Genomic DNA, 22934 nt, shown 5'->3' on the forward strand with positions numbered 1-22934 from the left:
GGTGCTTCTGAACTCGAAGAACCGGATGAGTAGGGCGCGCTGGCCAGCGATTCCGCATTGCGTTTTTGGCTACGAGCCATCTCGACCTGATCATCCCACGAAGCAGCCAGAGGAACCCTTGCGATCCGTTCGACAGTCCACCCTCGAGCAGAGCAATGTTCATGATTCCAATACAGCCGTCCCGGTGCAGCACGACACAAAAATATCTCTTTGGTTTGTGCACCTCTGGGATCTGCCAAGGCGGGCGATGTATCGACCTCCTTCGCGCCTTTACACGGTTGGTTGCTATATGTATTGCCACATCGATACACCTGAGCATTAGCCGAGCTAATCAGAAGGAAAAATAGAAATACTGTCGCTGCTTTGAGTTGCATAGACAGGGTTGTAACAGAATCAATCTGTCAACACAGATCTCACCTGAGCATTGCGGCGCGCGAGTGCAGCGCTGTAGCCCTCATGCTGAGTCGCCTGCTGCGCGACGAGCTGGGGGGCCTGCTGGAGCGGCGCCGCTAGCGTTTGTGTCGGCCGATCGCTGCGAACGCCGGTCGATGTGTCAATGACCACCGGCTTATCCCCCCTCCCACTGGCCGTGTACGGAGCATCGCAAGTGACTGGCCGTACCACGCTTTGATATGTGACCGTCGCCATGCAGTTCGCCAGCCGGTGGACCTTGTAGCCAGCTTGCACCAGGTCGTCGCTTGTCAGGTCGAACACGCGGCGCCCCTCACTACTGACAACAAATGTGATCTGGTCCCTGCCCTGCTTACTGAGGTCGCCAGTCATGTGCAGCAGCTTGCCAAACAGAGGGTCTTTGACCTCGGGTGCAGTTGAGGTTGCCGCCGTGCCTGCAGGCTGCTGTGCGCCCTGGGCGGGGCCTTGCTGGGCCTGTGGCGCGGTCGGGGCATGATGGACCTGCACGGGTACGGCCGCAGTGGATCTTTTGGCTGCAGGCGCGGTCTTGTGACCCCATACGCTTGTGTCGTCCTGGGGCCAAAACGCGTAGACCATGTAAGCGATGGCAAAGACCCAAAATAGCCGCGTGAAGCGCTTGAACTTCACGATCATGGGCGAGACGTCCTGAGCTTTCGATTCAGCGCTGCCGCTGCTTTGGGTGTTGCTCTTGTAGAGCCCGAAGTACTTGGATTCGTACTTGCGCCGGTCTGTCTGGATGACTGCGCCACGATAGCCCGCATGCACCTTGCGGATGTACTCATCTGCATTGCCCAGGATGTCGGCCTTGCGGCACTTGATCATTGTCGCGACGAGCTGGGCAATCGGCTGGTTGATGTCGCGGAACGATTGCGTCATCAACAGCACTTCGGCGTTGTAGTGCCGGTGCAGCTTAAACCACTGCACAACAGCGTCAGGCGTGCCGATCTTTGGGAGTGCGACGTGGCATTCGTCGATGACGTACAGCGGGCCTTGATCCTTATCGCCGCGCCATGTGCTGTAGTAGTCCCAGACGCTCCCAAACGTGAAGATGTTTTCGGGCTGGGGCTCGGGCTCGCGGTCGGTCCACAGCCTGAATGCCTCATGCTCAGCAATGTTGGCGGCGTTCCAGTCGCCGATCCGCGGCGCCGGCCTGGTCCGAACCTCGATCAGATCGCGCCAGGCAGGGTCTATGGCCGCAAAGGAATCGATGTTGAGCGGCAGGTTCGTGATGACCTTGCGACCGGAACGAAGTGCGGGAAGGACGTGATAGGCCACGGCCTCATAACTTTTGCCAGAGCCAGGGATACCCTCAAGTGCATTGATCATGAACCGAGCCTTGTGAACGGAATGAGCTGGAGTGCGATGCGGATGCCGATAGCCGTAGTGATGATGGCCACCGCAGATCCCACACCACACAGGGCCATGACATTGAGGATTTCTTCGGGCAATCCCGAGCCAGACGCAAACCCTTGCAGCCCACCCAAATCAAGAGCATTAACAGCGGATACCACAAGACCGAGCAATTGTTCTATCGCCCAAGATATAAGGTCTGTGAGCACATCCCAAGTCGCTTTAAAAATATTAACGACAAGATCGGAGAAAAACTTTACCAACGTGGTAATTGTTTCTGTGATCCAGTCGACAAAATCCGTCCATGTGGATTTCAGCCATTCGACAAAATTAGCAATAGTGGTTTTGAGCCAATTGAGCATATCACCCCCCGAATATCAAGCGACGAGCAAGCAGTAAGGCAGAAAGTATGGTGATTGCTCTAAGTACTCCCCAAAGCCAAGCGGGAGGAGATATATCGTGAACTCCGAAATTCCAACCCTGCCCGAAGTCAAAATCCATCGTCCAGACCGGAGGTGTACCACCGTCCGATACTTTGGGCATCAAGTCGCCGACGAGTCCAGAAATACGAGATGACTTGATTTCATCCATCTTAGATTTCCACACGCCAGATGGACCATCTTTGTATTTGCGCTCATATAGTTTTGGCTGCTCTGGCGCGCCATATTTGCCAAACCCAGGTTTGCCCGGTAGAGAGGGGCCGTTATTGTCATCGCAATCAGAGCCTTTGCACTCTCCCTCACCGTCTCCATTCCCGCCGCCTGTGCCGCCCCCTGTGCCCCCGCCAGTTCCCCCACCGGTACCCCCGCCCGTGCCGCCCCCGTTGCCGCCGCCAGTGCCTCCGCCATCCCCACCTCCTGTGCCACCACCTGTGCCGCCCCCTGTGCCCCCGCCAGTGCCACCTCCTGTGCCACCTCCTGTCCCCCCGCCAGTGCCGCCACCTGTGCCACCACCAGTATTTCCGCCGTTATTACCGCCGTTATCTCCACCGTTATTGCCGCCGTTATTATCGCCACCAGGAATACAGGTTGTATGTCCATTTACCTGCCCCACTGCGCCTTGACATTGTGGGGATGCAGGTGGAGAGGTATCGCTTTTTGTTGAGCACTCAGAGCCGGTTGATGTGTATTCGATGTCTGCAAGGATGGCGTTAAATCCTTGAGAACTAACCGTATCATTATCAACATAACCCTGCCAGTCACCACCAGAGTAACTACAACTACCGTCGCAATAGTTGCCAGGAGGCGGCTTGATAGGCCCCGTAGGCGTAGCTGATCCACCACCATCTAACTGATATTGCCCACTCGTACCAGCGTGATAACGTGCCCAGCCGATTTGAATAAGCATGTTTGTTTTATTTCCCGCCTCGCATTTGTTATCAGGAACGCACTGACCATTTACGCGCTTTTCCCCTGGCTTGCATTGATCAGGGACACAAGCGCCGCCCTCCTCATGCTGTCCTGCAGGGCAACCCTTCGGCGCCTCAGGAATACAACGATTACCAGACTCCATAAATCCGGACTTACAGACGCATTCGTTACCCTGAGCTGCAGAGTTCGCAGTGCATTGCAGTGCATTGCAGACGCTTTCCGAAATACTGCGTATATTGATCACGCGACCCGTCTGGCCTAGTGTATTTCCACAAGCATTGAGAACTAGCGCTATCGATAGATACGGGGTCCCGGACCCAATGCGGTGGCCACGTAAATATAGACATCCATGTATTACACACATCAGTTGCCGAGCTCCCAGAAATTTCAGGGCCGGAAAATGGGTGCGACGTAAAATAAACTGTATCTTTTGGGATTGCTGCAAAAGATGAATTGAAAACCAATATTGCTATTAATCCAATAATGGCACGAATTAGTTTTCGCATCAGATTCTCGCAAGCATGAAAAAACAAATCGCCCCGATCGCGCCGATCAGCGCAAAAGCGGCATGAACAGCGACGACCAGGGCGACGACCAACATGACTAACGCCTGTTAGATTTTGGCGATGATGCGCTTGACGACCGAGGGGCCCTTCATGACCAGGGCGATGCCGACGATGACGACAGCCAGAGCAGTGACCTTCGTCGCAACGCTGGAGACGTCCACAGCATCGAACAGGTCATCCATACCAGCGGCATGCGAGGCAGTGACGGCCATGGCCATGCCAGTTGCAGCAACAGCCTTGGCGCCGAATTTGCGAGCAATTGCTCGTGTTTGTTGGAACATGATTTTTCCTTGAAAGGTTGGTTGAAAAGGTGCGAACTTGCACCCCAGAGCCGCAGGGCTCTGGCCTGCAATCTCAGAACCTGCGAACCATGCGCAAGGCGACGCCGAGGCCGAAGCCGAGCATTGCGAGTGCGAAGACAAGACCGAAGCCGAGACCCACGGCTGCAGACACACTGCCGGGCGTGATGCCCAGCGCGGCGAGGTCCTGCAAAGTGACCTCGGTTACCGCGACCTGGTGCACGGCCTGGCAGGGGATTTCAGGCTGGAGACAGACGAAGTAGCCAGACATCAGCTACCCACGAAGTCTTCGTAGTCATGCTGGGAGTCCGTATCGATGGAGCCGCACTCTGTACAAGCAACTTCGTCGGAGCCCTCCTCCTGCTCGGTGTCGAAAAACGATCCGCAGCCATAGCAGACATAGGTACTCATGGCTCTACTCCTGAAGAAAAATCGGCACGCTGGCGAGCGGCCGCGATGCGGTCACGGCGGTCGAAATAGCGACCAATCAAGAGGACGCAGCGAAAAGCGACATGCACGAATGCGCTGAGCACCACAGCACCGCAGATGCCCCCCGCGACCGCGATAAAAAACAGGCCCGCGATGAGCTGTTGAAACTGGTCATGAGTGAGAGCGTCCATGGCTACGCTGCAGCCTTCATTGCTGGAGCCTGCTGACGGGCCTGTGCGGGGGTGTCGGAGCGAGCCACAGCCGGTGCCACAGCATCCGCTGCAGCAGGGCGTGCAGGGGCCTGCGCGAGGGTCTCCACGGGCCGCACACCGATGACGACTTCACGGGACTCTTTGCCGTTGCTGACGCGCTCGACTTCGAGCTCGGCAACGAAGGGCAGTGGGATGTGCTGCATGCGAAACACAGCATCCGCGTCGGGCATCTTCCAGTCCTCGACGGCATAGCCGCCCTTGAAGTTCTCGCCCGGCTTGTTGTAGCGGTCGTCCAGCTTCACGCGTGCGTACACGGTGCCGCTGTTGATGCCCTCTCCGTTCACAAAGCCCTTGAAGGCTTTCATTCCCACAACTTCAACCATGAGTGCCATTTCGATTCCTTTCGGGTGGCGGTAGCTCGTACCAGTCAGGCATGGACACCGGGCCGAGCTTGATTACCCGGGTCCTCGTTTTCAAAGGGACGACGTTGCTTTTGATGGCGATATCGACCCCGTACGGAAGGAGCTCGCGCCGATGCCTGTAGAAGGTGGCGCGGCTCAGCTTGGTGGTCAGGTCGTCGCCGGCCTGCCACATGCGATAGGTGGACAACAAAGCCTTGGGCAGCTCGGACAACTCGTCCACGTCAGCGCAGGCGCGCGTGAGCACTTCGCAGCGCTGCTCGAACTCCATCTCGATTTGCTTCATGTCGAATCCCCCGAGGAAGTGGCAGCCCATGTCGTGCAGCTTGGTTGCCTTGAAAGTCATCTCCACACGCACCAAGCCAACGGCATCGCACCAGTCGGCAAGCTGCAGGACATATGGATCGACGGGGGCCTTTTCGAACGTGGAGGAATCAGCGACGCGGCCCGCATGGCGGCGCAGTTCCGGACCCTTGAGATAGGCCTTGAAATAGACACGGCGGGAGCCCCGACCGAAGTCAACGGTCTCGCCGTCGCCGTAGGTGCCGGTCTTCAGACGGCTCGCCTGTTGGCTCTGCAGGTAGCGCATGAAGTGGTAGGCGTTTTCCTTGCCGCCCACGCTCCAGTTCTGGGTCACATCGACGCGGGTGACGATGGCGCCGGTCCAGCATGTGCGAGGCTCGCCCTTGAAGTTCGTGATGAACTTTTCACCTTCGGTGAACGGAGGCAGGCCCAGCGAGAGCAACAGGCGGTTGATGATCTGCAGGCACTGCATGAACGAGTAACCGAACACGTTGTCGGTCCTGCCCCACTTCGAAACGTTGCCCTCAAACCAGACGGTTTCGCCGTCGCAGCGCACGAACACAGCAGTTTCGAATGAGCCTTCGATACGCGATTTCTTTAGCGTGATCGATTCGACCTGGCCGTCGCTGTCGATGCGCATGAACGCACCGTCCGATATCTGCGGCAAGCCACCGCATGCGTGCCGCTGGTAGATCGAAAGCCAGTCGCAGAAGCCGACGAGCTGGGCTTTTGTGATGGGCGCGGGGTACCACTCCGCGCGCCCGGCCCGGCGCTCTGCCAGGTCGACAACGTTGCCCGGTACGGCAGCGTCCAGAACAGGAAAAGTCTCATCGGTGAGACTAAAGTGACGTGTTACAAGCACGTCACGCCCTCCGGGCCCCGGCGCGGACCCTCCCCCGCAAGCGGGGCCCCCTCCGCTCCGGTGCCCTCCGCAGCGCACGAGCAGGGCTCGCACAGGCGCACCTGACGGCAAGGCACTGTGAAGCGCGCGGCCTCCGGGAACGAGGTTTCGACGGTCCAGAGGTCCTGGCCGTCAGGGGTGGTCCATGCGTTGCAGATCTGCGCGCAGTACAGCACGCCGCGGCGCATGACCTGGACGTGTTGAGCTCGAAGCGTGTGCCCGGCCTGCGCTGCGAGGCGGCAGCGCGCGGCATGTTCCGCGTGGGTGTAGGGGCGGCTGATCATTGGTCGCACCGGCCAACCATGCAGCAGCTGCGATTGACGAATCCGTGACGCAGACCGAGCTCGCAGTCAAATTCCATGAGCCCGACAGCAAGCACGCATGCAGTCATAAGGAACATCAACACCGCGAACATGAAGTAGCCACGCTGATGGGTGCCCTCCACCTGGTCGGCCTGGTCGGGAGCCGCCAGGCGCGCGGCCAGGCTTGTTTGACCAGGTGGAGGACGTAACGGGGTTCGAGGTGTAGGCATGCTGGCGGCTCCTGGGTTGTGATGAGGAGCCGCCTGTTCTGCTTCTGGCGGTAGGCCCGGCTGTGGTTCACTGCCTGCGACCGAGCTACTAGGCTCCTTCGACGAGTCGTGTAATTCGACGAGTCGTGAAGTTACCAGTTTTCACGACTCGTATAACAACGGTTACACGACTCGTGCAAAATCGGAAAGTGCTTGACAGACAGGAGCCTTTAGATGACCAGCACTCTGGAACTACTGACAAAAGCGCTCGAAAAGAAGAGCGCATCTGCGTGGAGCAGGGACTACAACATCACACCTGGCACCTTCACGAACGCCAAGAAGGCAGGTCGCCTAAGCCCCATGCTTGCTGGAAACATTGCTATGGATTTAGGAGAAGATGCCAACAGGTGGATGGCGGTTGCAGCATTGGAAGCAGAGAGAGACAGCCCGCTACGAGACAGACTGAGAGACACTCTCCTGCTCCGCAATCAATAGCTGAGAATGTTCTGTGGGCTTGCTTTTCCGGCAAGCCCCAGTCTTTTCTACAATGCATCACGCAGCCCCATAGGCCACCGCCCCAGCGCCGGGTGGCCCACCTACAACAGCAGGCTGCACGCCGGCGCATCCGCGCGCCGGTGCTTGGAATCTCCTCCCCCATCCCCATGTGACACACAAGGCCGCAGGCTTGCCCGCATATGGGCAGCCTGTGGCGCGCCGAACGGCGCGGGCCCGCCTGCGCCGACCGTGTACATGACCACCATGATTGGAAAAAACTCCGTGAAGACTTCGTTCCGCGCCACTGCCTCCGTGATCGCCCTGGCCATTGCATCGCTGACCGTGCCCACGCTGGCCCAGGCCAAGCGCATGGGCAGCGGCGGCAAGTCCGTGCGCCCGGCGTCGATCGGCAAGGCCCCCGCTCAGCCCGCAGCGCCTGCGGCACCCACCGCCAGCAAGGCGGCGACTCCGTCCACCCCCGCCGCACCGGCCGCGCCTGCAGCCCCGACCGCTGGGGCAGCCCCCGCTGCGGCACCTGCGGCTGGGGCCGCCCCCGCTGCGGCAGCCCCCGCTGCTGCTGCACCTGGCGCGGCTGCCGCTCCCGCAGCACGTGGCTCCGGCATGATGGGCACGCTGGGCGCCGCTGCCGTGGGCGCCGTGGCCGGCTCCATGGCCGGCAATGCGCTGGCCGGCGCCATGACCCCTGAAAAGGATGCAGCCGCCAAGGAAGCCGAAGCCAAGGCCAAGGCCGCTGAAACCGAGGCAGCCGAGCTGCAGCGCAAGGCCGACGAAGCCAAGGCCAAGGCAGAAGCCGCCCGCGCTGCCGCCAAGTAAGCCGCCTGCGTTTTCCCCCGGAAAGGCCGCGCCCGTCGCGGCCTTTTGCTTTTTAGGGCAGTTGCTTCAGCGCGGCCCGGCGCGCAGCGGCTGCAGCAGGTGCGACAGGCCGTTGTGGTCCAGCTCCTGCATCAGCGCCAACAACTGGCCCAGCTCTCCCTTGGGGAAGCCTTCGCGTGCGAACCAGTTCAGATAGTTGCCGGGCAGATCGGCGATCAGTCGGCCCTTGTACTTGCCATAGGGCATGTGCACCAGCACCAGCTTTTGCAGCATTTCGGAGTCCATGGCGGCGATGGTACGCGCTGCGGCATCGCAAAAATCCGCATAAAAAGCCACAGCCTTATAACCAAATAGCAAAATTGTTCATTGCGGCCGCTGGCGCCGCACTAGACTATGCGCCTGCCTGCCGTACCGCCCGATACAGAACCACTCCACCGGGCCTGCGGCGTTTTTGCAACCCGTTGAAGAAAGTCCTCCGGTCATGTTGAAGAAAGCCCTCTCCGCAATCGCGATTGCCACGCTGGCCCTGACGGCCCAGGCCGCCGACGTGCTCAAGGTCGGCGCCACCGCCGTGCCCCATGCAGAAATCCTCAACCATGTGAAGCCAGCCCTCAAGGCCCAGGGCATCGACCTGCAGATCAAGGAATTCAGCGACTACGTGCAGCCCAATGCGGCCGTCGAGGACAAGCAGCTGGACGTGAACTTCTTCCAGCACCAGCCCTACCTGGACAGCTACAACAAGGACCGCAAGACCTCGCTGGTGGCCGTGCCCAATGGCAAGGTCCACGTGGAGCCCTTCGGCGGTTACTCGCAGAAGATCAAGAACGTGAAGGATCTGAAGGACGGCGCCACCATCGCCATCCCCAACGACCCCTCCAACGGCGGCCGCGCCCTGATCCTGCTGGCCAAGCAGGGCCTGATCGAGCTCAAGGACCCCAAGAGCCTGACCCCCACGCCGCTGGACGTGGCCAAGAACCCCAAGAAGCTCAAGTTCAAGGAACTCGAAGCCCCGCTGCTGCCACGCGCACTGGCTGACGTGGACCTGGCCCTGATCAACACCAACTACGCCATCGAGGCCAAGCTCAATCCCACCAAGGATGCGCTGTTCATCGAAGGCGCCGATTCGCCCTACACCAACATCGTGGTCTCGCGCCAGGACCGTGCCAACGATCCCAACATCGCCAAGCTGATGAACGCGCTGCACACGCCCGACGTGAAGAAGTTCATCCTCGAGAAATACAAGGGCGCTGTCGTTCCTGCGTTCTGAGGCGCAGGGAATGCAGCCGGTCGGCTGCATCCTGTCCCGCAAAAAAAGCGCTGCCTTGGCAGCGCTTTTTTCATTCCCTTCCCTGGTATCGCCACTCAACCTGCAGGCGTCACCTCGGCCGGCGCCTTGGCCGCCGCAGCGGGCCGCGTGATGGCGCTGCCCATGGCCGCGCCCATGATGCAGGCGATGGCCAGCCACTGGGTCCCCACCAGGTGCTCATGCAGCAGCAGCATGCCCATGAGGGCGGCAATCGCAGGCTCCGTGGCCAGGGCAATGCCGAAGGTGGCCGGCGGCAGGCGGCGCAGGGCCATCATCTCCAGCGTATAGGGCAAGGCGCTGGAGGTGGCCGCCACCACCAGGCCGAAGGCCAGGATGGACGGCTGCAGCAGCTTGGCCCCCGCCTCGGCCACGCCGAAGGGCACCACCACCATGGCGGCGAACACCAGGCCCAGCGACACGGCCTGGCCGCTGGGAATGCTGCCCAGGCGCTGCCCCAGCAGGATGTACAGCGCCCAGCAGATGGCAGCACCCACGGCGCAGGCAATGCCCACGGGCTCCAGCACCAATCCGCCCGCGCCGGCGCCCCCTATCGGCAAAATCAGGGCCAGCCCCGCCACGGCCAGCGCCAGCCAGACAAAGTCCACCGGCCGGCGCGAGTGGTAGATGGCCACGGCCAGCGGACCGGAGAATTCGATGGCCACGGCCAGTCCAAAGGGAATGGTGCGCAGCGCCATGTAGAACAGCAGGTTCATGGCGCCCAGCGCCACGCCGAAACGCAGCAGCGCCCAGGCCTGGGGGCGGGCCAGCGTCCAGCGCCAGGGCCGCCAGATGGCCACCAGGATCAGCGCGGCAAAGCCCACGCGCAATGCCGAAGTGCCCTGGGCGCCCAGCACCGGAAAAAGCTGCTTGGCAAGAGAAGTGCCCACGCCCAGTGCCGTGACCGAGCCCAGCACGGCCAGCAGGGGCCAGGCGCGGTTCCATGTGGTGTTTGTTGTCATGGCCCGTACGATATTGCAGGCCAGCGATGCAAAAGGCTCGTTTTGGGGCCTCTTCGCGCAATATTCGCTCTTTCCGACCGCTCCGCATCCGTTTTCTGCCCCTCCCCCATGCCCGCCATCGCACTCGATACTTTTGACCGCGCCATCCTCGACGTGCTCCAGCGCGACAACCTCACGCCACAGCGCCTCATTGCCGAGCAGGTCCACCTTTCGGCACCGGCCGTGCAGCGGCGCATACGGCGCCTGCAGGAGCTGGGCGTGATCACGGCCAACGTGGCGGTGGTCGATCCCGTGCGCACGGGGCGCCCGCTCACCGTGCTCATCAACGTGCAGCTGGCCAACGAGCGCCCGGACCTGTCCCTGGCCTTTCGCGCGCGCGTGGCGCGCGAGCCCGCCGTGCAGCAGTGCTACTACGTGACCGGGGAAGCCGACTATTCATTGATCGTCACGGCTGCCGATATGCAGGAGTACCAGGCGCTGGCGGCGCGGCTGTTCTCCGGAGACGACAACATCCGGCGCTACACCACCTCGATCGCTCTGGAACGCATCAAGACCGGGCTGCAGTTGCCGATGGCAGAACACAAGCCCGACAATGAAACAAGTTGACACAACCTAGACATACACCAGGAGACTGCTTTGAGCGCACCTTCACCGGACAGCATGGCCCGCCTCGTCGCCACACGCACCCTCGACAAGTACGAGCGTGACTACTATCCCAAGCGCGAGCGCATCACCATTTCCTTCCGGGGCGACCTGGCCGAGCAATACAACTACGACAAGATCCAGCCCTTGTCCGAGGCCCAGCGCCATGGCCACAAGGTCGTCATCGAGGCGACCAGCCAGAAGACCGGCGCCACGGGCCACTACTGCATCGAATGCAACAGCTGGAACCTCATCGAGGCCGTGGGCACCTGGGCGCCCGGCGAGGAAGCCCCGGCCGCAGACTGATCTGCGCCGTCAGCCAACTGCCGGTGCCAACGCGCTGCCAGCCACCCACCAGGCCAGCGCCAGCATCATCACGCCCGTGAGGCCATCGAGAACGCGCCAGGCCTGCGGCTTCTCGAACAGGCGCTTCATGCGGCGGCCCGCAAAGGCCAGCGCCACGAACCACGACAGGCTGGCCGATGCGGCGCCCACCACATAGACCCACTTGAGCACGCCTTCCTGGCGCGCGCCGATGGAGCCCATGAGCAGCACCGTGTCCAGATAGACATGGGGGTTGAACAGGGTGATCACGGCCAGCGTGGAGACCACGCCCAGCAGGCCACGCGGGGCCAGTTGCCCGCCCGATGCCGCCAGTTGCGCATCGGGCGCCATGGCCATGCGCCACAGCGCGATCAGCCCATAGGCCAGCAGGAACAGGGCGCCGCCCAGCGTCAGGTAGCGGGCTAGGTCGGGGTTGTCGCCCAGCAGCCGGGCCATGCCCGCCACGCCCAGGCCGATGAGCACCACGTCGCTCACCACGCACCAGGCCACGCAGGCGCGCACATGCTGACCGTGCACGGCCTGGCGCAGCACATAGAGGTTCTGGGCGCCGATGGAGACGATGAGAGACAGGCAGACCGTGAAGCCCGCCAGCCAGGAAGAAGAAACATTTGCAGTCCACATGGCCGGGATTGTCTGGCCGGCAAATGGTTAAGTAAAATTACATTTACTCAACCAAATGAAGAATATCTAAATGCTCGACTACGCCGGACTCGAAGCCCTGGCGGCCGTGGTGCGCGAAGGCAGCTTCGAGCGCGCGGCGCGCAAGCTGCATGTCACGCCCTCGGCCGTTTCCCAGCGCATCAAGCTGTTGGAGGAGCGTGTGGGCCAGGTGCTGGTACTGCGCGGCCAGCCCTGCTCGGGCACCGATGCGGGCCGCAGGCTGTGCCTGCACCTGGAGCAGGTGGCCCTGCTCGAAAACGATCTGCGCCGCAAGAACCCGGAGCTGGTCCCCGAGGGCCAGACCGCCCTGCCCACGCTCAAGCTGGCCGTCAATGCCGACTCGCTGTCCACCTGGTTCATGGATGCCATGTCCGCCTTCACGCGCGACGGCAACGAGCTGCTGGACATCAGCATCGACGACCAGGACCACACGGCCAAGCGCATCCGCGAGGGCGAGGTGCTGGCCGCCGTCACGGCCACTTCCTCGGCCATTCCCGGCTGCAATACCTGGCCGCTGGGCCGCATGCGCTACGTGGCGGCCGCCAGCCCCGACTTCATCCGCCGCTACCTGAAGGACGGCATCACGCCCGAGGCCATGGCGCGCACGCCCATGATGAGCTACGGCCGCAAGGACAGCCTGCAGGACCAGTGGCTGCAACGCCTGGGCGCAGAGGGGCGGCGCAACACGCCGCGCCACTTTCTTCCCTCCAACCAGGGCTATACGCGGGCCTGCGAGCTGGGCATGGGCTGGGGCATGCACCCGCCGCTGATGATCGGCGCGCAGCTGGCCGAAGGCAGCCTGGTGGAGCTGCTGCCCGGCAACGATCTGGACATTCCCATGTACTGGGCCCATGCGCGCAATGCGCAGGCCAGCCTGCAGCGGCTGACGGACTGCGTGATCCAGGCCGCGGCGGCCTGCCTGGACCCGATGGAGTGAATGGGCGACGGCGATGGCGATGGCGATGGCGACAGCGACGGCGGCGCCGTCCGCGCCCGGCTCAGGGCTGGCGGCCGGTGTCGTCTGCCGGGGTAGACGGCTCAGCCTGAGCCTGGTCGTTGCGTTCCGGCCGCTGTATGGTGCGCACGGCCGCGCGCACGCGGGTCAGGGTGTGGAAGTCCAGCAGGCTGGTGGCCATGATGGTTTCCCAGAGAAAGCAGGCCAGGGCCGAGAGAAACATCAGCACGCCGAACAGAAAGCCCAGCACCGCATAGCCATGGCCGTTGATGCCGTAGGCCTCGCCCAGGAACAGCAGGGCAATGGTCAGGCCGATGCAAAAGCCGCAGACGGTCAGCAGCCCTATGCAGACATTGGCCAGCCGGCCGCGCTTGCGCAGAAAGTGCAGTTCCGTGAGGCTGCGCGCGATGAAGTCCTCTTCCTGCGGGTTGCGCAGCAGTTCTTCCAGCTTGCGCGCGCGGTCGATGATGCGGGCCAGCCGCCCGGCCACGGCGCCGATCATGCCGGCCACGGCCGTCAGGAAGAACACCGGCGCCAGCGCCAGCTGGATGCTGTGGGTGACGGTATCGGCGTCTAGCGACCAATTGATCATGCGGTCCTCTGCGTGCTTTCTGTTGTCTGGTGCGGCCATGCTGCCGTGTTTTCGCGCGGACAGTATTGTGGCCGCAAGCGGGGCCGGCAAGAGGCCATGTCGCCAGCTTTTGGCATTCAGCGGGCCGGTGGCGCCGGCAGCATCTGCCGGCACAGCGACAGCATCTCGGTCAGCAGGGCGGGCGTCTGGTCGCGCCGGCAGACCACGCCCAGGGGCGCCAACCTGCCCGTCAGCCGCACATCGAGCCGGCACACGCGCGCATGGGTCTGCAGGCCCGGCGCAATGCTCAGCGGCACCAGGGCCACGGCGCCTGGCTGGCTCAACAGGCCCTCCAGTATCGGCAGGGAAACGGTGGAGACGGGAAACCAGGGCGCATCGGGCAGCGCCTGGAGCACCTCGGCCTCGAAAATCCCGCGCACGGCGATGTTGGCCGTGGGCAGCACCCAGCGCGCGCCGGTCAAGGCCTGCAGCGGCACGTCACGGCGCCCGGCCAGTGCATGCGAGCGCGCGGCCACCACCACGGCCGTGTCGGCCAGCAGCGGCTCGAAGACGAAGGGGCCGGGCAGCAGCGCCGGCTCGCGGCAGAACACCGCGTCCAGCCCGCCGCCCAGCAGCTGGGACAGAAGCCGGGTGCTGGCGTCTTCGTGCACATCGACATGCACCTCGGGGTGTTCGGCATAGAACCGCGCCAGCAGGGGCGAAAGAATGGCCAGGGCTGCCGCCGGAATGGCGCCCAGGCGCAGCGCGGCCGCGGCGCCCCGGCGAATGGCGGCCAGCGATTCCGCCACCTCCTCCAGCGCGGCCAGCACGCCGCGCACCGTGTCCACCAGGGTCTGGCCGGCCAGCGTGGGACGTATGCCGCGCGCATGGCGCTCGAACAGGCGGATGTCCAGCACGCGCTCCATCTCCGCCAGCGCCTGGGTGGCTGCCGACTGGCTCATGTGCAGCGTGGCGGCGGCCTGCACCACCGAGCCGCATTGCTGCAACGCCACCAACAGCTGCAGCTGGCGCAGGCGCACATGCTTGGTCAGGCGCGAATACAGCAGCCGCCCCTGGGGCGTGGCCGCATCGTCCAGGCCGTCGCGGTCATCGAAGTCATTGCTCATGGGAGTCTCAGTGTTTTCCCCAGGCAGGCCCTGGCGCGCCACAGGCGGCGCAGGGCAAGCTATCGGAACGGCTTATAGCTTGGCACAAATACCGTGGCCCACGCGGGCGGCAGGATTTCTATAGTCGCCTGCATCGGGAGCCGGCGCGGCCCAGGCCTGCGGCTCCTCCACCGTTGATGGAACCCATGCCATGCAAGCCAAACCCCTCTTTCCGCTGCCGCGGCGCACCGTGCTCTCGCTGGGCACGTCCGGTCTTGCCGCCGTGTTGTGCGGCCTCACCCTGGCCCACACGGCCTCCACGGCCCATGCGGCCGACGCCTATCCGAACAAGCCGGTCAAGCTCATCGTGCCGTTTGCGGCAGGCGGCTCCACCGACATCGTTGCGCGCGTGATCGCAGAGGGCCTGCGCAGCACACTGGGCCAGCCCGTGGTGGTGGACAACAAGGCCGGCGCTGGCGGCCTGATCGGCACCGAAAGCATTGCCCAGGCCGCGCCTGACGGCTACACCATCGGCATGGCCACGGTGAGCACGGCCACCATCAATCCCTCGCTGTACACGCGCGCCGCCAAGCTCGAAGGCAGGCTTTTGCCCGTGGCCAATCTGGTGACCATGCCGTCGGTCTACATGGTCCACCCCAAGATGGGCGTCAAGGATTTCCCGGGCTTTCTGGCCAAGCTGCGCGCCCAGCCCGGCGCCTACAGCGCGGGCGTGCCGGGCCTGGGCACGCTGGGCCATCTGATGGTGGCGTCCTTCAACGAGACCATGAAGACCCAGGTGCAGATCGTCCCCTACCGCGGCAACGGGCCGGCGCTCAACGATGCGCTGGCCGGCATGGTGCAGGTGATGACCGACCAGCTGCCTTCGGCCATGCCCCAGATCAAGGGCGGCAAGCTCATCCCCGTGGCGCTGTCGGGCGACAGCCGCTCGCCCGACCTGCCCGATGTGCCCACCTTCAAGGAGCTGGGCTACGCGCAGCTCAACGAACTGGGCATCAGCTGGTTCGGGCTGGTCGTGCCGGCCGGCACGCCACCGGCCATCGTCCGGCAGTTGCAGGATGCGTCGGTGAAGGCCGTGCGCCTGCCCGAGGTGCAAAAGCACCTGAAGCTGCTGGGCGCCTCGGTCACCGAGATGGACCAGAGCCGCTTCCCGGCCCAGATCGCCAGCGAACTGCAGCGCAACAAGGCGCTGCTGGACAAGGCAGGGGTGAAGCCGGAATGAGCGCAGTCGAGCATCTCCAGGACTTCTTCCAGCAGCAGTCCCCGCGCATGGCGGCCCTGGCCGACAGCATCTGGTCCCTGGCCGAGCTGCGCTATGCCGAAACCGCTTCTGCCCGGCTGCACATCGATGCGCTGGAGCAGGCCGGGTTTCGCATCACGCGCGGCGTGGCCGGCATTCCCACGGCCTTCCTGGCCGAATGGGGCGACGAGGGCCCGGTGCTGGCCTTCCTGGGCGAGTACGACGCGCTGTCGGGCCTGAACCAGCAAAGCGGCGCCCTGGTCTGCACGCCTTCCACCGACAGCCCGGGCCTGGCAGGCCACGGCTGCGGCCACCATCTGCTGGGCACCTCGGCGCATTTCGCGGCCGTTGCGCTGCAGGAGCACCTGCGCCGCAGCGGTGCCAAGGCACGCGTGCGCTACTACGGCTGCCCGGCCGAGGAAGGCGGATCGGGCAAGACCTTCATGGCGCGCGCCGGGGTGTTCGACGATGTGGACGCGGCGCTGACCTGGCACCCGGCCAGCTTCACCGGCGTGTTCAGCCAGAGCACGCTGGCCAACATCCAGGCGAAATTCATCTTCCACGGCAAGGCCGCGCATGCCGCGCATTCCCCGCACCTGGGCCGCAGCGCGCTCGACGCCGTGGAGCTGATGAACGTGGGCGTGAACTACCTGCGCGAGCACATGCCCACCGATGCGCGGGTGCACTACGCCATCACCGACTCGGGCGGCCTGTCGCCCAACGTGGTGCAGGCGCGCGCCGAGGTGCTGTACCTGGTGCGGGCCGCACGCAACCACGAGGCAGCAGCGCTGTATGAGCGCGTGCAGAACGTGGCACGCGGCGCCGCGCTAATGACGGACTGCCGGCTGGAGATCGTCTTTGACAAGGCCTGCTCCAACCTGCTGCAGAACCGCACGCTGAACCAGGTGATGTATGCGCAGATGCAGGCCCTGGGCCCGCTGCGCGTGGACCCCGGCCTGCATCGCCTGGCCGGAGACTTCCAGGCCACGCTGGACAGCAACGACGTGGACCAGGTCAGCCGCCCGCTGGCCAGCGTGCTGCGCGGCAAGGTGCCGGCCGTGTTCGAAGGCCTGGCGCCCTACGATCCTGCCGTGGAGGACACCCTGTTCGGCTCCACCGACGTGGCCGATGTGAGCTGGATCACGCCCACCGTCCAGGCCTGGGTGGCCTGCTACGCCTTCGGCACGCCGCTGCACTCCTGGCAGATGGTCTCGCAAGGCCAGTCCGGCCTGGCCCACTCAGGCATGGTGCGCGCCGCCCAGGTGCTGGCGGCCACGGCCATCGCCTTGCTGGAGCAGCCCGAACGCATTGCCCAGGCCAAGGCGGAGCTGCTTGAGCGCCGGGGCGGCCGACCCTATGCGTGCCCGATTCCTGCGGAGGTGCCCTTGCCGTTCATGCGGGGGTGATGGGCTTGGCTCGCCCTGGATGATCGACTCCTACCCCATGCCCAGTTCCCGGGCTTGGCCGGGCTTGCCGAGGCTTGCCCCTTTGCGCTGCCGCAAACCCACCCCGCCGCCGCGTTGACCCATCACAAGCCCTCCGCGCCAGGCCACGGCGATAGTTGGATCGGGACCCCACCGATACCAACAAACCACAGGAGGACTTGTGAAGCTGATGATTGATCTTTTTTCCACCGACTACGGCCTGATGAGCCTGGGCGCCATCGTCTTCATGCTGATCATGGCGGGCTTTTTCCTGCGCCTGTTCCTGGGCAAGATGAAGCACGTGGCCAACAAGCCGCTTGAATGAAGAAATGCCCAGGCAGGGGCTGGCCTGGGCATTCGCACGCAGCCGCCCTGCGCACTCAATAGTGCGGGGGCAGCTCGTCGCGCAGATTGGTCGCGCCGCCGGCGGGTCCGCCTTCGGGCACCCGGCGGCGCAGGTCGCGCAGCTCGTCAAGCAGCCGGTCGATCTGCTGCTGCTGGCGGTAGATGGTCAGGTTCAGCTGCTCCAGCAGGTCTTCGGTGTAGCTGGCCTTGATCTCCAGCTCCATCACGCGCGCCTGCAGGGCATCGGCGTCTGCGTGCCCGCCGCCATGTTCTGCGTCGTCAGCCACGCTCATGCCTTGAGCGCCTGGGCCAGGCGGGCGATGCCTTCGCGGATCTTGTCCTCGTCAGCCGTGGCGAACGAGAGGCGGAAGCTGGTGGCATCGGGGTTTTGCGCAAAGAACGGCGCACCCGGCACAAAGGCCACGCCCTGGGCAATGGCCCGCTTGGCCAGCTCACCGGCATCGGCCAGCGCGCCGCCCTTGCCGGTCAGGCGCACCCACAGGAACAGGCCGCCCTGGGGCTGCAGGAATTCCACGGCATCGCCGAGGTGCTCGCGCAGCGCATCGCCCATGGCCTTGGCGCGGCGCGCGTAGACCTCGCGCACATGGGCCAGGGTGGCGGGCATGGCGCCGGACTTCAGGTACTGCGCGGCCGTGGCCTGGGCAAAGGTGCTGGTGTGGGCATCGCTGAACTGCTTGCACATCACGGCGCGGCCCAGCAGCTCGGCCGGGGCCACCAGCCAGCCAATGCGCAGGCCGGGGCTGAGCACCTTGCTCAGCGAGCCGCAGTGCGCCAGCCAGTCGCGGCTGCCGGGCACCTGGCTGGACAGCGCCAGCAGGCTGGGCGGAGGCGCTTCGCCAAAATACAGGTCGCCGTAGGGATCGTCTTCCACCACCAGGGTCTGGTACTTGACGGCCAGCTCCAGCACCTTCTTGCGGCGCTCCAGGCTCAGCATGGCGCCGCTGGGGTTGCCGAAGGTGGGGATCAGGTAGACCAGCTTGGGGCGGTGCTCGGCAATGAGTTGCTCCAGTGCATCGACCTGGGCGCCTTCGGCGTCGATGGGCGCACTGATGACTTCGGCGCCGTACAGGCGGAAGCACTGGATGGTGGCCAGGAAGGTCGGGCCTTCGACGATGACCTTGTCGCCGGGGTTGATCATGGTCTTGCCCAGCAGGTCCAGCGCCTGCTGGCTGCCCGTGGTCACCACCAGTTGCTCGGGGGCCAGCTCGCGCACGCCCTTGGCGGCCATGAAGGCGGCGATCTGCTCGCGCAGCGGCTGGTAGCCCTCGGTCGCACCGTACTGCAGCGCGGCGCCCGGCTCCTGCTGCAGCGCAGCCTGGGAGGCGGCGCTGATGCCGGCCACGTCGAACATGGCGCTGTCCGGGAAACCACCCGCAAAGCTGATGATGCCGGGCTTGCCCAGCAGCTTGAACAGCTCGCGGATGGCGGAGGTTTCTACGTTGTTCAGACGGTCGGCGAATTGCATGGGCAGGAGTCTCTTTGTCGGTGCAATGAAAAGGCGAAGCCTGCATTGTCGCCAATCCTGCCGCAGCTTTCCTGCACGATTAGAAGCCCCCTGAGTCGATTCGCGCCCTGCCCCCTCTCTCCCGGAAGGCAGCTGCGTTCAATCCACCTTGATGTCGGCTCTGGCGGCCACGGCGCGCATTTGCGGCAGTTCGCGCTCTATGCGCTCCTGCAGCGCGCTGGCCGGACCCCATGCGGGCGACAGGCCGATGTCCACCAGCTTCTTCTTCATGGCCGGCTCGGCCATGGCGTCGGCCAGCGCCTTCTCAAGCTTCTTCTGGATGGGTGCGGGCAGGCCGGCCGGGGCGAGGAAGGCAAACCAGGTGTCCATGGAAAAGCCCGGGTAGCCGCTTTCGGCCACGGTGGGCACCTGGGGCAGCAGGGCCAGGCGCTGCGGCCCCAGGGCTGCGATGGGACGGATCTTGCCGGCCTTGATCAGCGGCGTGGTGGCCACCACCGTGTCCACGGCCACCTGCACCTGGCCGCCCATCAGCGCGGTGAGGCTGGGCGAGCTGCCATTGAATGGCACATGCACCATGCGCATGCCCGTGGCGGTCTTGAGCATTTCGCCGCCGAAGTGCACCGAGGATCCCGTGCCGAAGGAACCGTAGGACAGCTTGTCGGGGTCGGCCTTGGCCAGGGCCACGAGTTCGGGCAGCGTGCGTGCAGGCGTTTCGTTATGGGCCACCAGCACCAGGCCCATGTCGGCCACCAGCCCCAGCGGCGTGAAGCTGCGCAGCGGGTCATAGGGCAGCGGGTTGCGGATGGCGGGATTGAGCGTCAGCGTGGTGCTGGCGCCCAGCAGCAGCGTGTAGCCGTCGGGCGGCGCCTTGGCCACCAGCGCGCCCGCCACCACCGTGCCTGCACCGGGGCGGTTTTCCACGACCACGGGCTGGCCCAGCCGTTCACCCAGCGAGGTGGCCAGCAGCCGGCCCAGGATGTCGGTGGCGCCGCCCGGCGCAAACGGCACGACCAGCTTGATCGGGCGATCCGGGTAGGACTGGGGCTGGGCTTTGGCTGCGGGCAGCGCAAGTGCCGTGGCACCGGCCATCAGACACGACAGAAAACGGGAACGGGACAAGGCCATGGCGCGGATCTCCTGGGGGACGAGGGAACGGGAACCTGGGAAAACTCGATGCAGCGGTTTCAGTCGAGCAGCGGGCTGCGCACGCGCGAGAAGCCGCCGGCCTGGTCATAGGCATGGCCGATCTGCAGCACGGCCAGATCGGCCTGTGCCGGGCCGATGATCTGCAGCCCGGCAGGCAGCCCCTGCGGCCCCAAGCCTGCGGGCGCGGCCAGTGCCGGCAAGCCGGCCATGGTGGCGGGCACCACGGTCTGCATCCAGCGGTGGTAGGTGTCCATCTCGCGGCCGCCCACGGCATGCGGCCAGTCCAGCGCCGCATCGAACGGGAAGACCTGGGCGGAGGGCAGCACCAGAAAGTCGTAGCTGTCGAACAGGCGGCGCAGGGTTTCGTACCAGGCCGAGCGCACACGCGCCGCGTCATAGACCGCCATGGCCGGCAGCGCCAGGCCGCGCTCGATTTCCCAGAGGGCCTCGGGCTTGAGCAGGGCATGCGTGGCCGGGTCGCGGTACAGGGCGGCGTTGGCACCGGCCACGCTGAAGCTGCGCAGGTCGATCCAGGCGCGCCACAGGCGTTCGAAGTCGAAGGCCGGCACGGCCTCTTCCACCGTGCAGCCGATGGTCTTGAAATGCTGCAGCGCCGCGCGGCAGGTCTCCAGCAGGCCGGGCTCGGTGGGCAGGTGCCCGCCCAGGTCCCCCAGCCAGCCGATGCGCAGGCCCTTGCAGTCGCGCTGCAGCTGGGCGGTCCAGTCCTTGGGCGGCTCGCTGCGGCGGGTCAGCGGCAGGCGTGCATCAAAGCCTGCCTGCACGGACAGCAGCAGGGCCAGGTCGGGAATGTCCCGCGCCATGGGGCCGGCCACGCTGAACTGCTGGAAGAACACCTCTTCCGAAGGGCCATGCGGCACGCAGCCCACCGAGGTGCGCAGTCCGTAGACATGGTTGAAGGCGGCCGGCGTGCGCAGCGAGCCCATCATGTCCGAGCCATCGGCCACGGGCAGCATGCGCAGCGCCACGGCCACGCCGGCTCCGCCGCTGCTGCCACCTGCCGAGCGCGAAGGATCGAAGGCATTGCGCGTGGTCCCGTAGACCGGGTTGTAGGTATGGCCGCCCAGGCCGAACTCGGGCGAATTGCTGCGCGCCACAAACAGCGCACCGCCTGCGCGCATGCGCTCGAACACCACGCAATCGGTCTGCGAGACCTGGCCCGCGAAGATGGGCGATCCCTTGGTCGTCACCATGCCGGCCGCCGGCATGATGTCCTTGGGTGCCTGGGGAAAGCCGTGCAGCGGCCCCAGGCTCTGGCCGCGCGCCAGCAGCGTGTCCAGCTCGCGGGAGCGGCCGCGCAGCCAGTCGCGGTCCAGCGGAGACACCAGCGCGTTGACCACGGGGTTGAGGCGGTCGATCTGCGCGCAAAAGGCATCCAGCACCTCCACGCAGGACAGATCGCGCCCCTGGATGGCCTTTGACAGCGCGACGGCCGACATCTCCACGACGCCACCACCCCCGGTGGCCAGATCCGGCTGCTGCGTTGCGGTGCTTGCGTTTGACTCCATGGATTTCCTCGTTTTTGTGACAGAACGAAGTCAGCATAAGCAGGCGAAATTATTTCGACAATCGCCTTTTTCTTGGCTTATCGTTGCGTTTTTCGCAAACCATGAGCAGGCCATCATGCTTTCCAACCGCCTACAGGACACGGCCCTGCGCTACTTTCTCGAAGTGGTGCGCAGCGGCTCGGTCAGCGAAGCCGCCACGCGGCTCAATGTCTCGCCCTCGGCCGTGAGCCGCCAGGTCGCCGGACTGGAAGAGATGCTGGGCGTGCCGCTGTTCGAGCGCCGCCCGCGCGGCATGGCGCCCAGCCCGGCAGGCGAGCTGCTGGCCGCCCACGCACGCCGCGGTGCGCTGGAGGCCGACCGTGTGGTCTCCGACATCGAGGCCCTGCAGGGCCTGCGCCGGGGCGTGGTGCGCGTGTGCAGCTCGGGCGGCTTTGCCATCGAGTTCCTGCCACGCGCCATGGCACTGTTCCGCGAGCAGTACCCGGGCATGCAGTTCCACCTGCGTGTGGAGGCGCCTGCCGCCGTGACCCAGGCCGTGCTGGGCGGCGAGGCCGATGTGGGCCTGACCTACAGCCGCGCGGCGGCACGTGACATCGAGGTCTGGCACCGCCAGGTCTCGCCCGTGGTCGCCATCATGCGGCCCGACCATGCGCTGGCCCGGCATGCCAGCATCACCCTGGCCCAGATGCATCCCCATGCCATTGCCCTGCCCGAGGACGCCAACACCGCGCGCCAGCTGTTCGACATCGCCTGCAGCCACCGCCGCCTGGTGTTCGAGCCCGCCCTGGTCAGCGGCCAGTTCGAGACCCTGGTGCACTTCGTGCTGCACGGCGGCGGACTGTCGCTGGGCGGTGAGGTCACCATGCGCGAGCGCGTGCGCCGAGGCGAGCTGCATGCGGCGCCCATCCGCGAGCGCGGCATGAATGCGCGCGCCATCGAGCTGCAGACGCTGTCCGGACGCACCCTGTCCAAGGGCGTGCGGGCCTTTGTGGAGCACCTGCGGGAACTGCTGCCGCCTGGGTAGGAGGAAGAGGAGAAGGGAACGAAGGAAGAAGAAGAAGGGGAACGGGTCTCAAGCGCAGCG

The 22934-nt window shown here is 64.8% G+C and carries 28 protein-coding genes; 10 read left to right on the top strand and 18 right to left on the bottom strand.

Translation table 11 applies throughout. The features are described 5' to 3' along the window. Positions 1-393: 393 nt before the first annotated feature. From DELCS14_RS19275 to DELCS14_RS19310, 9 genes are all read right to left on the bottom strand, one after another. Entirely contained in the window at positions 394-1758 is a 1365-nt protein-coding gene (locus DELCS14_RS19275; RefSeq protein WP_013803163.1) for a zonular occludens toxin domain-containing protein, read from the bottom strand. Continuing rightward, a complete protein-coding gene (locus DELCS14_RS30135; RefSeq protein ID WP_013803164.1) occupies positions 1755-2144 on the bottom strand; it encodes a DUF2523 family protein in 390 nt (129 codons plus the stop codon). The genes DELCS14_RS19275 and DELCS14_RS30135 overlap by 4 nt, the downstream gene beginning before the upstream one ends. 180 nt (positions 2145-2324) lie before the next feature. Beyond that, positions 2325-2822 carry a hypothetical protein gene (locus tag DELCS14_RS30770; protein ID WP_049801430.1) on the bottom strand — a complete coding sequence of 166 codons (498 nt, stop codon included), beginning with the start codon at positions 2820-2822 and terminating at the stop codon, positions 2325-2327. 943 nt (positions 2823-3765) lie between these two features. Next, positions 3766-3999, bottom strand: coding sequence for a hypothetical protein (locus DELCS14_RS30775; protein WP_013803166.1), 234 nt, complete (start codon positions 3997-3999; stop codon positions 3766-3768). Between the two features lie 73 nt (positions 4000-4072). Continuing rightward, complete coding sequence (locus tag DELCS14_RS19295; protein WP_013803167.1) at positions 4073-4288, bottom strand: hypothetical protein; 216 nt, start codon at positions 4286-4288, stop codon at positions 4073-4075. Then, positions 4288-4428: a hypothetical protein gene (locus tag DELCS14_RS30780; protein ID WP_013803168.1), complete on the bottom strand. Its 141-nt coding sequence runs from the start codon at positions 4426-4428 to the stop codon at positions 4288-4290. Before DELCS14_RS30780 ends, DELCS14_RS19295 begins: the two co-directional genes overlap by 1 nt. Beyond that, the gene (locus DELCS14_RS19300; protein WP_043796364.1) at positions 4425-4637 is read right to left on the bottom strand and encodes a hypothetical protein; all 213 of its coding nucleotides are present in this window, start codon (positions 4635-4637) and stop codon (positions 4425-4427) included. Before DELCS14_RS19300 ends, DELCS14_RS30780 begins: the two co-directional genes overlap by 4 nt. A gap of 2 nt (positions 4638-4639) precedes the next feature. Further along, positions 4640-5023 carry a hypothetical protein gene (locus DELCS14_RS19305; protein WP_043796366.1) on the bottom strand — a complete coding sequence of 128 codons (384 nt, stop codon included), beginning with the start codon at positions 5021-5023 and terminating at the stop codon, positions 4640-4642. A gap of 10 nt (positions 5024-5033) precedes the next feature. Next, on the bottom strand, positions 5034-6242 hold the full coding sequence (locus DELCS14_RS19310) for a phage/plasmid replication protein, II/X family (RefSeq protein WP_083829101.1): 1209 nt from the start codon (positions 6240-6242) through the stop codon (positions 5034-5036). A gap of 784 nt (positions 6243-7026) precedes the next feature. Here DELCS14_RS19310 and DELCS14_RS30785 point away from each other — a divergent pair. Both DELCS14_RS30785 and DELCS14_RS19320 read left to right on the top strand, forming a co-directional pair. After that, positions 7027-7287 (top strand): hypothetical protein, encoded by a 261-nt coding sequence (locus DELCS14_RS30785; RefSeq protein ID WP_157158303.1) that lies wholly within the window; start codon positions 7027-7029, stop codon positions 7285-7287. A gap of 255 nt (positions 7288-7542) precedes the next feature. After that, positions 7543-8121, top strand: a complete 579-nt coding sequence (locus tag DELCS14_RS19320) for a hypothetical protein (protein WP_013803173.1) — start codon at positions 7543-7545, stop codon at positions 8119-8121. 66 nt (positions 8122-8187) lie between these two features. On the opposite strand, the gene DELCS14_RS19325 is transcribed toward DELCS14_RS19320, so the two are convergent. Beyond that, the gene (locus DELCS14_RS19325) at positions 8188-8406 is read right to left on the bottom strand and encodes a DUF3820 family protein (protein ID WP_034391884.1); all 219 of its coding nucleotides are present in this window, start codon (positions 8404-8406) and stop codon (positions 8188-8190) included. Positions 8407-8602: 196 nt separating this feature from the next. Here DELCS14_RS19325 and DELCS14_RS19330 point away from each other — a divergent pair, with 196 nt between their 5' ends. Then, entirely contained in the window at positions 8603-9388 is a 786-nt protein-coding gene (locus DELCS14_RS19330) for a MetQ/NlpA family ABC transporter substrate-binding protein (RefSeq protein WP_012204689.1), read from the top strand. Between the two features lie 95 nt (positions 9389-9483). On the opposite strand, the gene DELCS14_RS19335 is transcribed toward DELCS14_RS19330, so the two are convergent. After that, entirely contained in the window at positions 9484-10386 is a 903-nt protein-coding gene (locus tag DELCS14_RS19335; RefSeq protein ID WP_013803175.1) for an EamA family transporter, read from the bottom strand. 108 nt (positions 10387-10494) lie between these two features. Between DELCS14_RS19335 and DELCS14_RS19340 the strand changes: the two genes are divergently transcribed. Further along, complete coding sequence (locus DELCS14_RS19340; protein ID WP_013803176.1) at positions 10495-10992, top strand: Lrp/AsnC family transcriptional regulator; 498 nt, start codon at positions 10495-10497, stop codon at positions 10990-10992. A 30-nt stretch (positions 10993-11022) separates the two neighbouring features. Then, positions 11023-11334 carry a hypothetical protein gene (locus DELCS14_RS19345; RefSeq protein WP_013803177.1) on the top strand — a complete coding sequence of 104 codons (312 nt, stop codon included), beginning with the start codon at positions 11023-11025 and terminating at the stop codon, positions 11332-11334. A 9-nt stretch (positions 11335-11343) separates the two neighbouring features. Here the strand turns inward: DELCS14_RS19345 and DELCS14_RS19350 are convergent, their stop codons facing one another. After that, the gene (locus DELCS14_RS19350) at positions 11344-11994 is read right to left on the bottom strand and encodes a LysE family transporter (protein WP_013803178.1); all 651 of its coding nucleotides are present in this window, start codon (positions 11992-11994) and stop codon (positions 11344-11346) included. A gap of 70 nt (positions 11995-12064) precedes the next feature. Here DELCS14_RS19350 and DELCS14_RS19355 point away from each other — a divergent pair, with 70 nt between their 5' ends. Continuing rightward, positions 12065-12970 carry an HTH-type transcriptional regulator ArgP gene (locus tag DELCS14_RS19355; protein ID WP_012204684.1) on the top strand — a complete coding sequence of 302 codons (906 nt, stop codon included), beginning with the start codon at positions 12065-12067 and terminating at the stop codon, positions 12968-12970. A gap of 61 nt (positions 12971-13031) precedes the next feature. Here DELCS14_RS19355 and DELCS14_RS19360 read toward each other — a convergent pair whose 3' ends face one another. Continuing rightward, complete coding sequence (locus tag DELCS14_RS19360; protein ID WP_013803179.1) at positions 13032-13580, bottom strand: DUF2721 domain-containing protein; 549 nt, start codon at positions 13578-13580, stop codon at positions 13032-13034. A gap of 116 nt (positions 13581-13696) precedes the next feature. Continuing rightward, on the bottom strand, positions 13697-14686 hold the full coding sequence (locus DELCS14_RS19365; protein WP_013803180.1) for a LysR family transcriptional regulator: 990 nt from the start codon (positions 14684-14686) through the stop codon (positions 13697-13699). A gap of 190 nt (positions 14687-14876) precedes the next feature. Between DELCS14_RS19365 and DELCS14_RS19370 the strand changes: the two genes are divergently transcribed. The 3 genes from DELCS14_RS19370 (at position 14877) to DELCS14_RS30145 (ending at position 17672) form a co-directional block, all read left to right on the top strand. After that, a complete protein-coding gene (locus DELCS14_RS19370; protein WP_013803181.1) occupies positions 14877-15905 on the top strand; it encodes a tripartite tricarboxylate transporter substrate binding protein BugE in 1029 nt (342 codons plus the stop codon). Then, positions 15902-17329 carry a M20 family metallopeptidase gene (locus tag DELCS14_RS19375; protein WP_013803182.1) on the top strand — a complete coding sequence of 476 codons (1428 nt, stop codon included), beginning with the start codon at positions 15902-15904 and terminating at the stop codon, positions 17327-17329. The genes DELCS14_RS19370 and DELCS14_RS19375 overlap by 4 nt, the downstream gene beginning before the upstream one ends. 208 nt (positions 17330-17537) lie before the next feature. Next, on the top strand, positions 17538-17672 hold the full coding sequence (locus DELCS14_RS30145; RefSeq protein ID WP_012204679.1) for a DUF3149 domain-containing protein: 135 nt from the start codon (positions 17538-17540) through the stop codon (positions 17670-17672). A gap of 55 nt (positions 17673-17727) precedes the next feature. On the opposite strand, the gene DELCS14_RS19380 is transcribed toward DELCS14_RS30145, so the two are convergent. From DELCS14_RS19380 to DELCS14_RS19395, 4 genes are all read right to left on the bottom strand, one after another. Continuing rightward, positions 17728-17985 (bottom strand): SlyX family protein, encoded by a 258-nt coding sequence (locus tag DELCS14_RS19380; protein WP_013803183.1) that lies wholly within the window; start codon positions 17983-17985, stop codon positions 17728-17730. Next, positions 17982-19178 carry a PLP-dependent aminotransferase family protein gene (locus tag DELCS14_RS19385; protein ID WP_012204677.1) on the bottom strand — a complete coding sequence of 399 codons (1197 nt, stop codon included), beginning with the start codon at positions 19176-19178 and terminating at the stop codon, positions 17982-17984. Before DELCS14_RS19385 ends, DELCS14_RS19380 begins: the two co-directional genes overlap by 4 nt. 138 nt (positions 19179-19316) lie before the next feature. After that, positions 19317-20303, bottom strand: coding sequence for a tripartite tricarboxylate transporter substrate binding protein (locus DELCS14_RS19390; protein WP_013803184.1), 987 nt, complete (start codon positions 20301-20303; stop codon positions 19317-19319). Between the two features lie 59 nt (positions 20304-20362). Beyond that, positions 20363-21850, bottom strand: a complete 1488-nt coding sequence (locus DELCS14_RS19395; protein ID WP_013803185.1) for an amidase — start codon at positions 21848-21850, stop codon at positions 20363-20365. 115 nt (positions 21851-21965) lie between these two features. Here DELCS14_RS19395 and DELCS14_RS19400 point away from each other — a divergent pair, with 115 nt between their 5' ends. After that, a complete protein-coding gene (locus DELCS14_RS19400) occupies positions 21966-22874 on the top strand; it encodes a LysR family transcriptional regulator (protein WP_013803186.1) in 909 nt (302 codons plus the stop codon). Positions 22875-22934: the final 60 nt, after the last annotated feature.

The sequence above is a fragment of the Delftia sp. Cs1-4 genome (genome assembly GCF_000214395.1).
GTDB classification, from domain to species: Bacteria; Pseudomonadota; Gammaproteobacteria; order Burkholderiales; family Burkholderiaceae_C; genus Comamonas; species Comamonas acidovorans.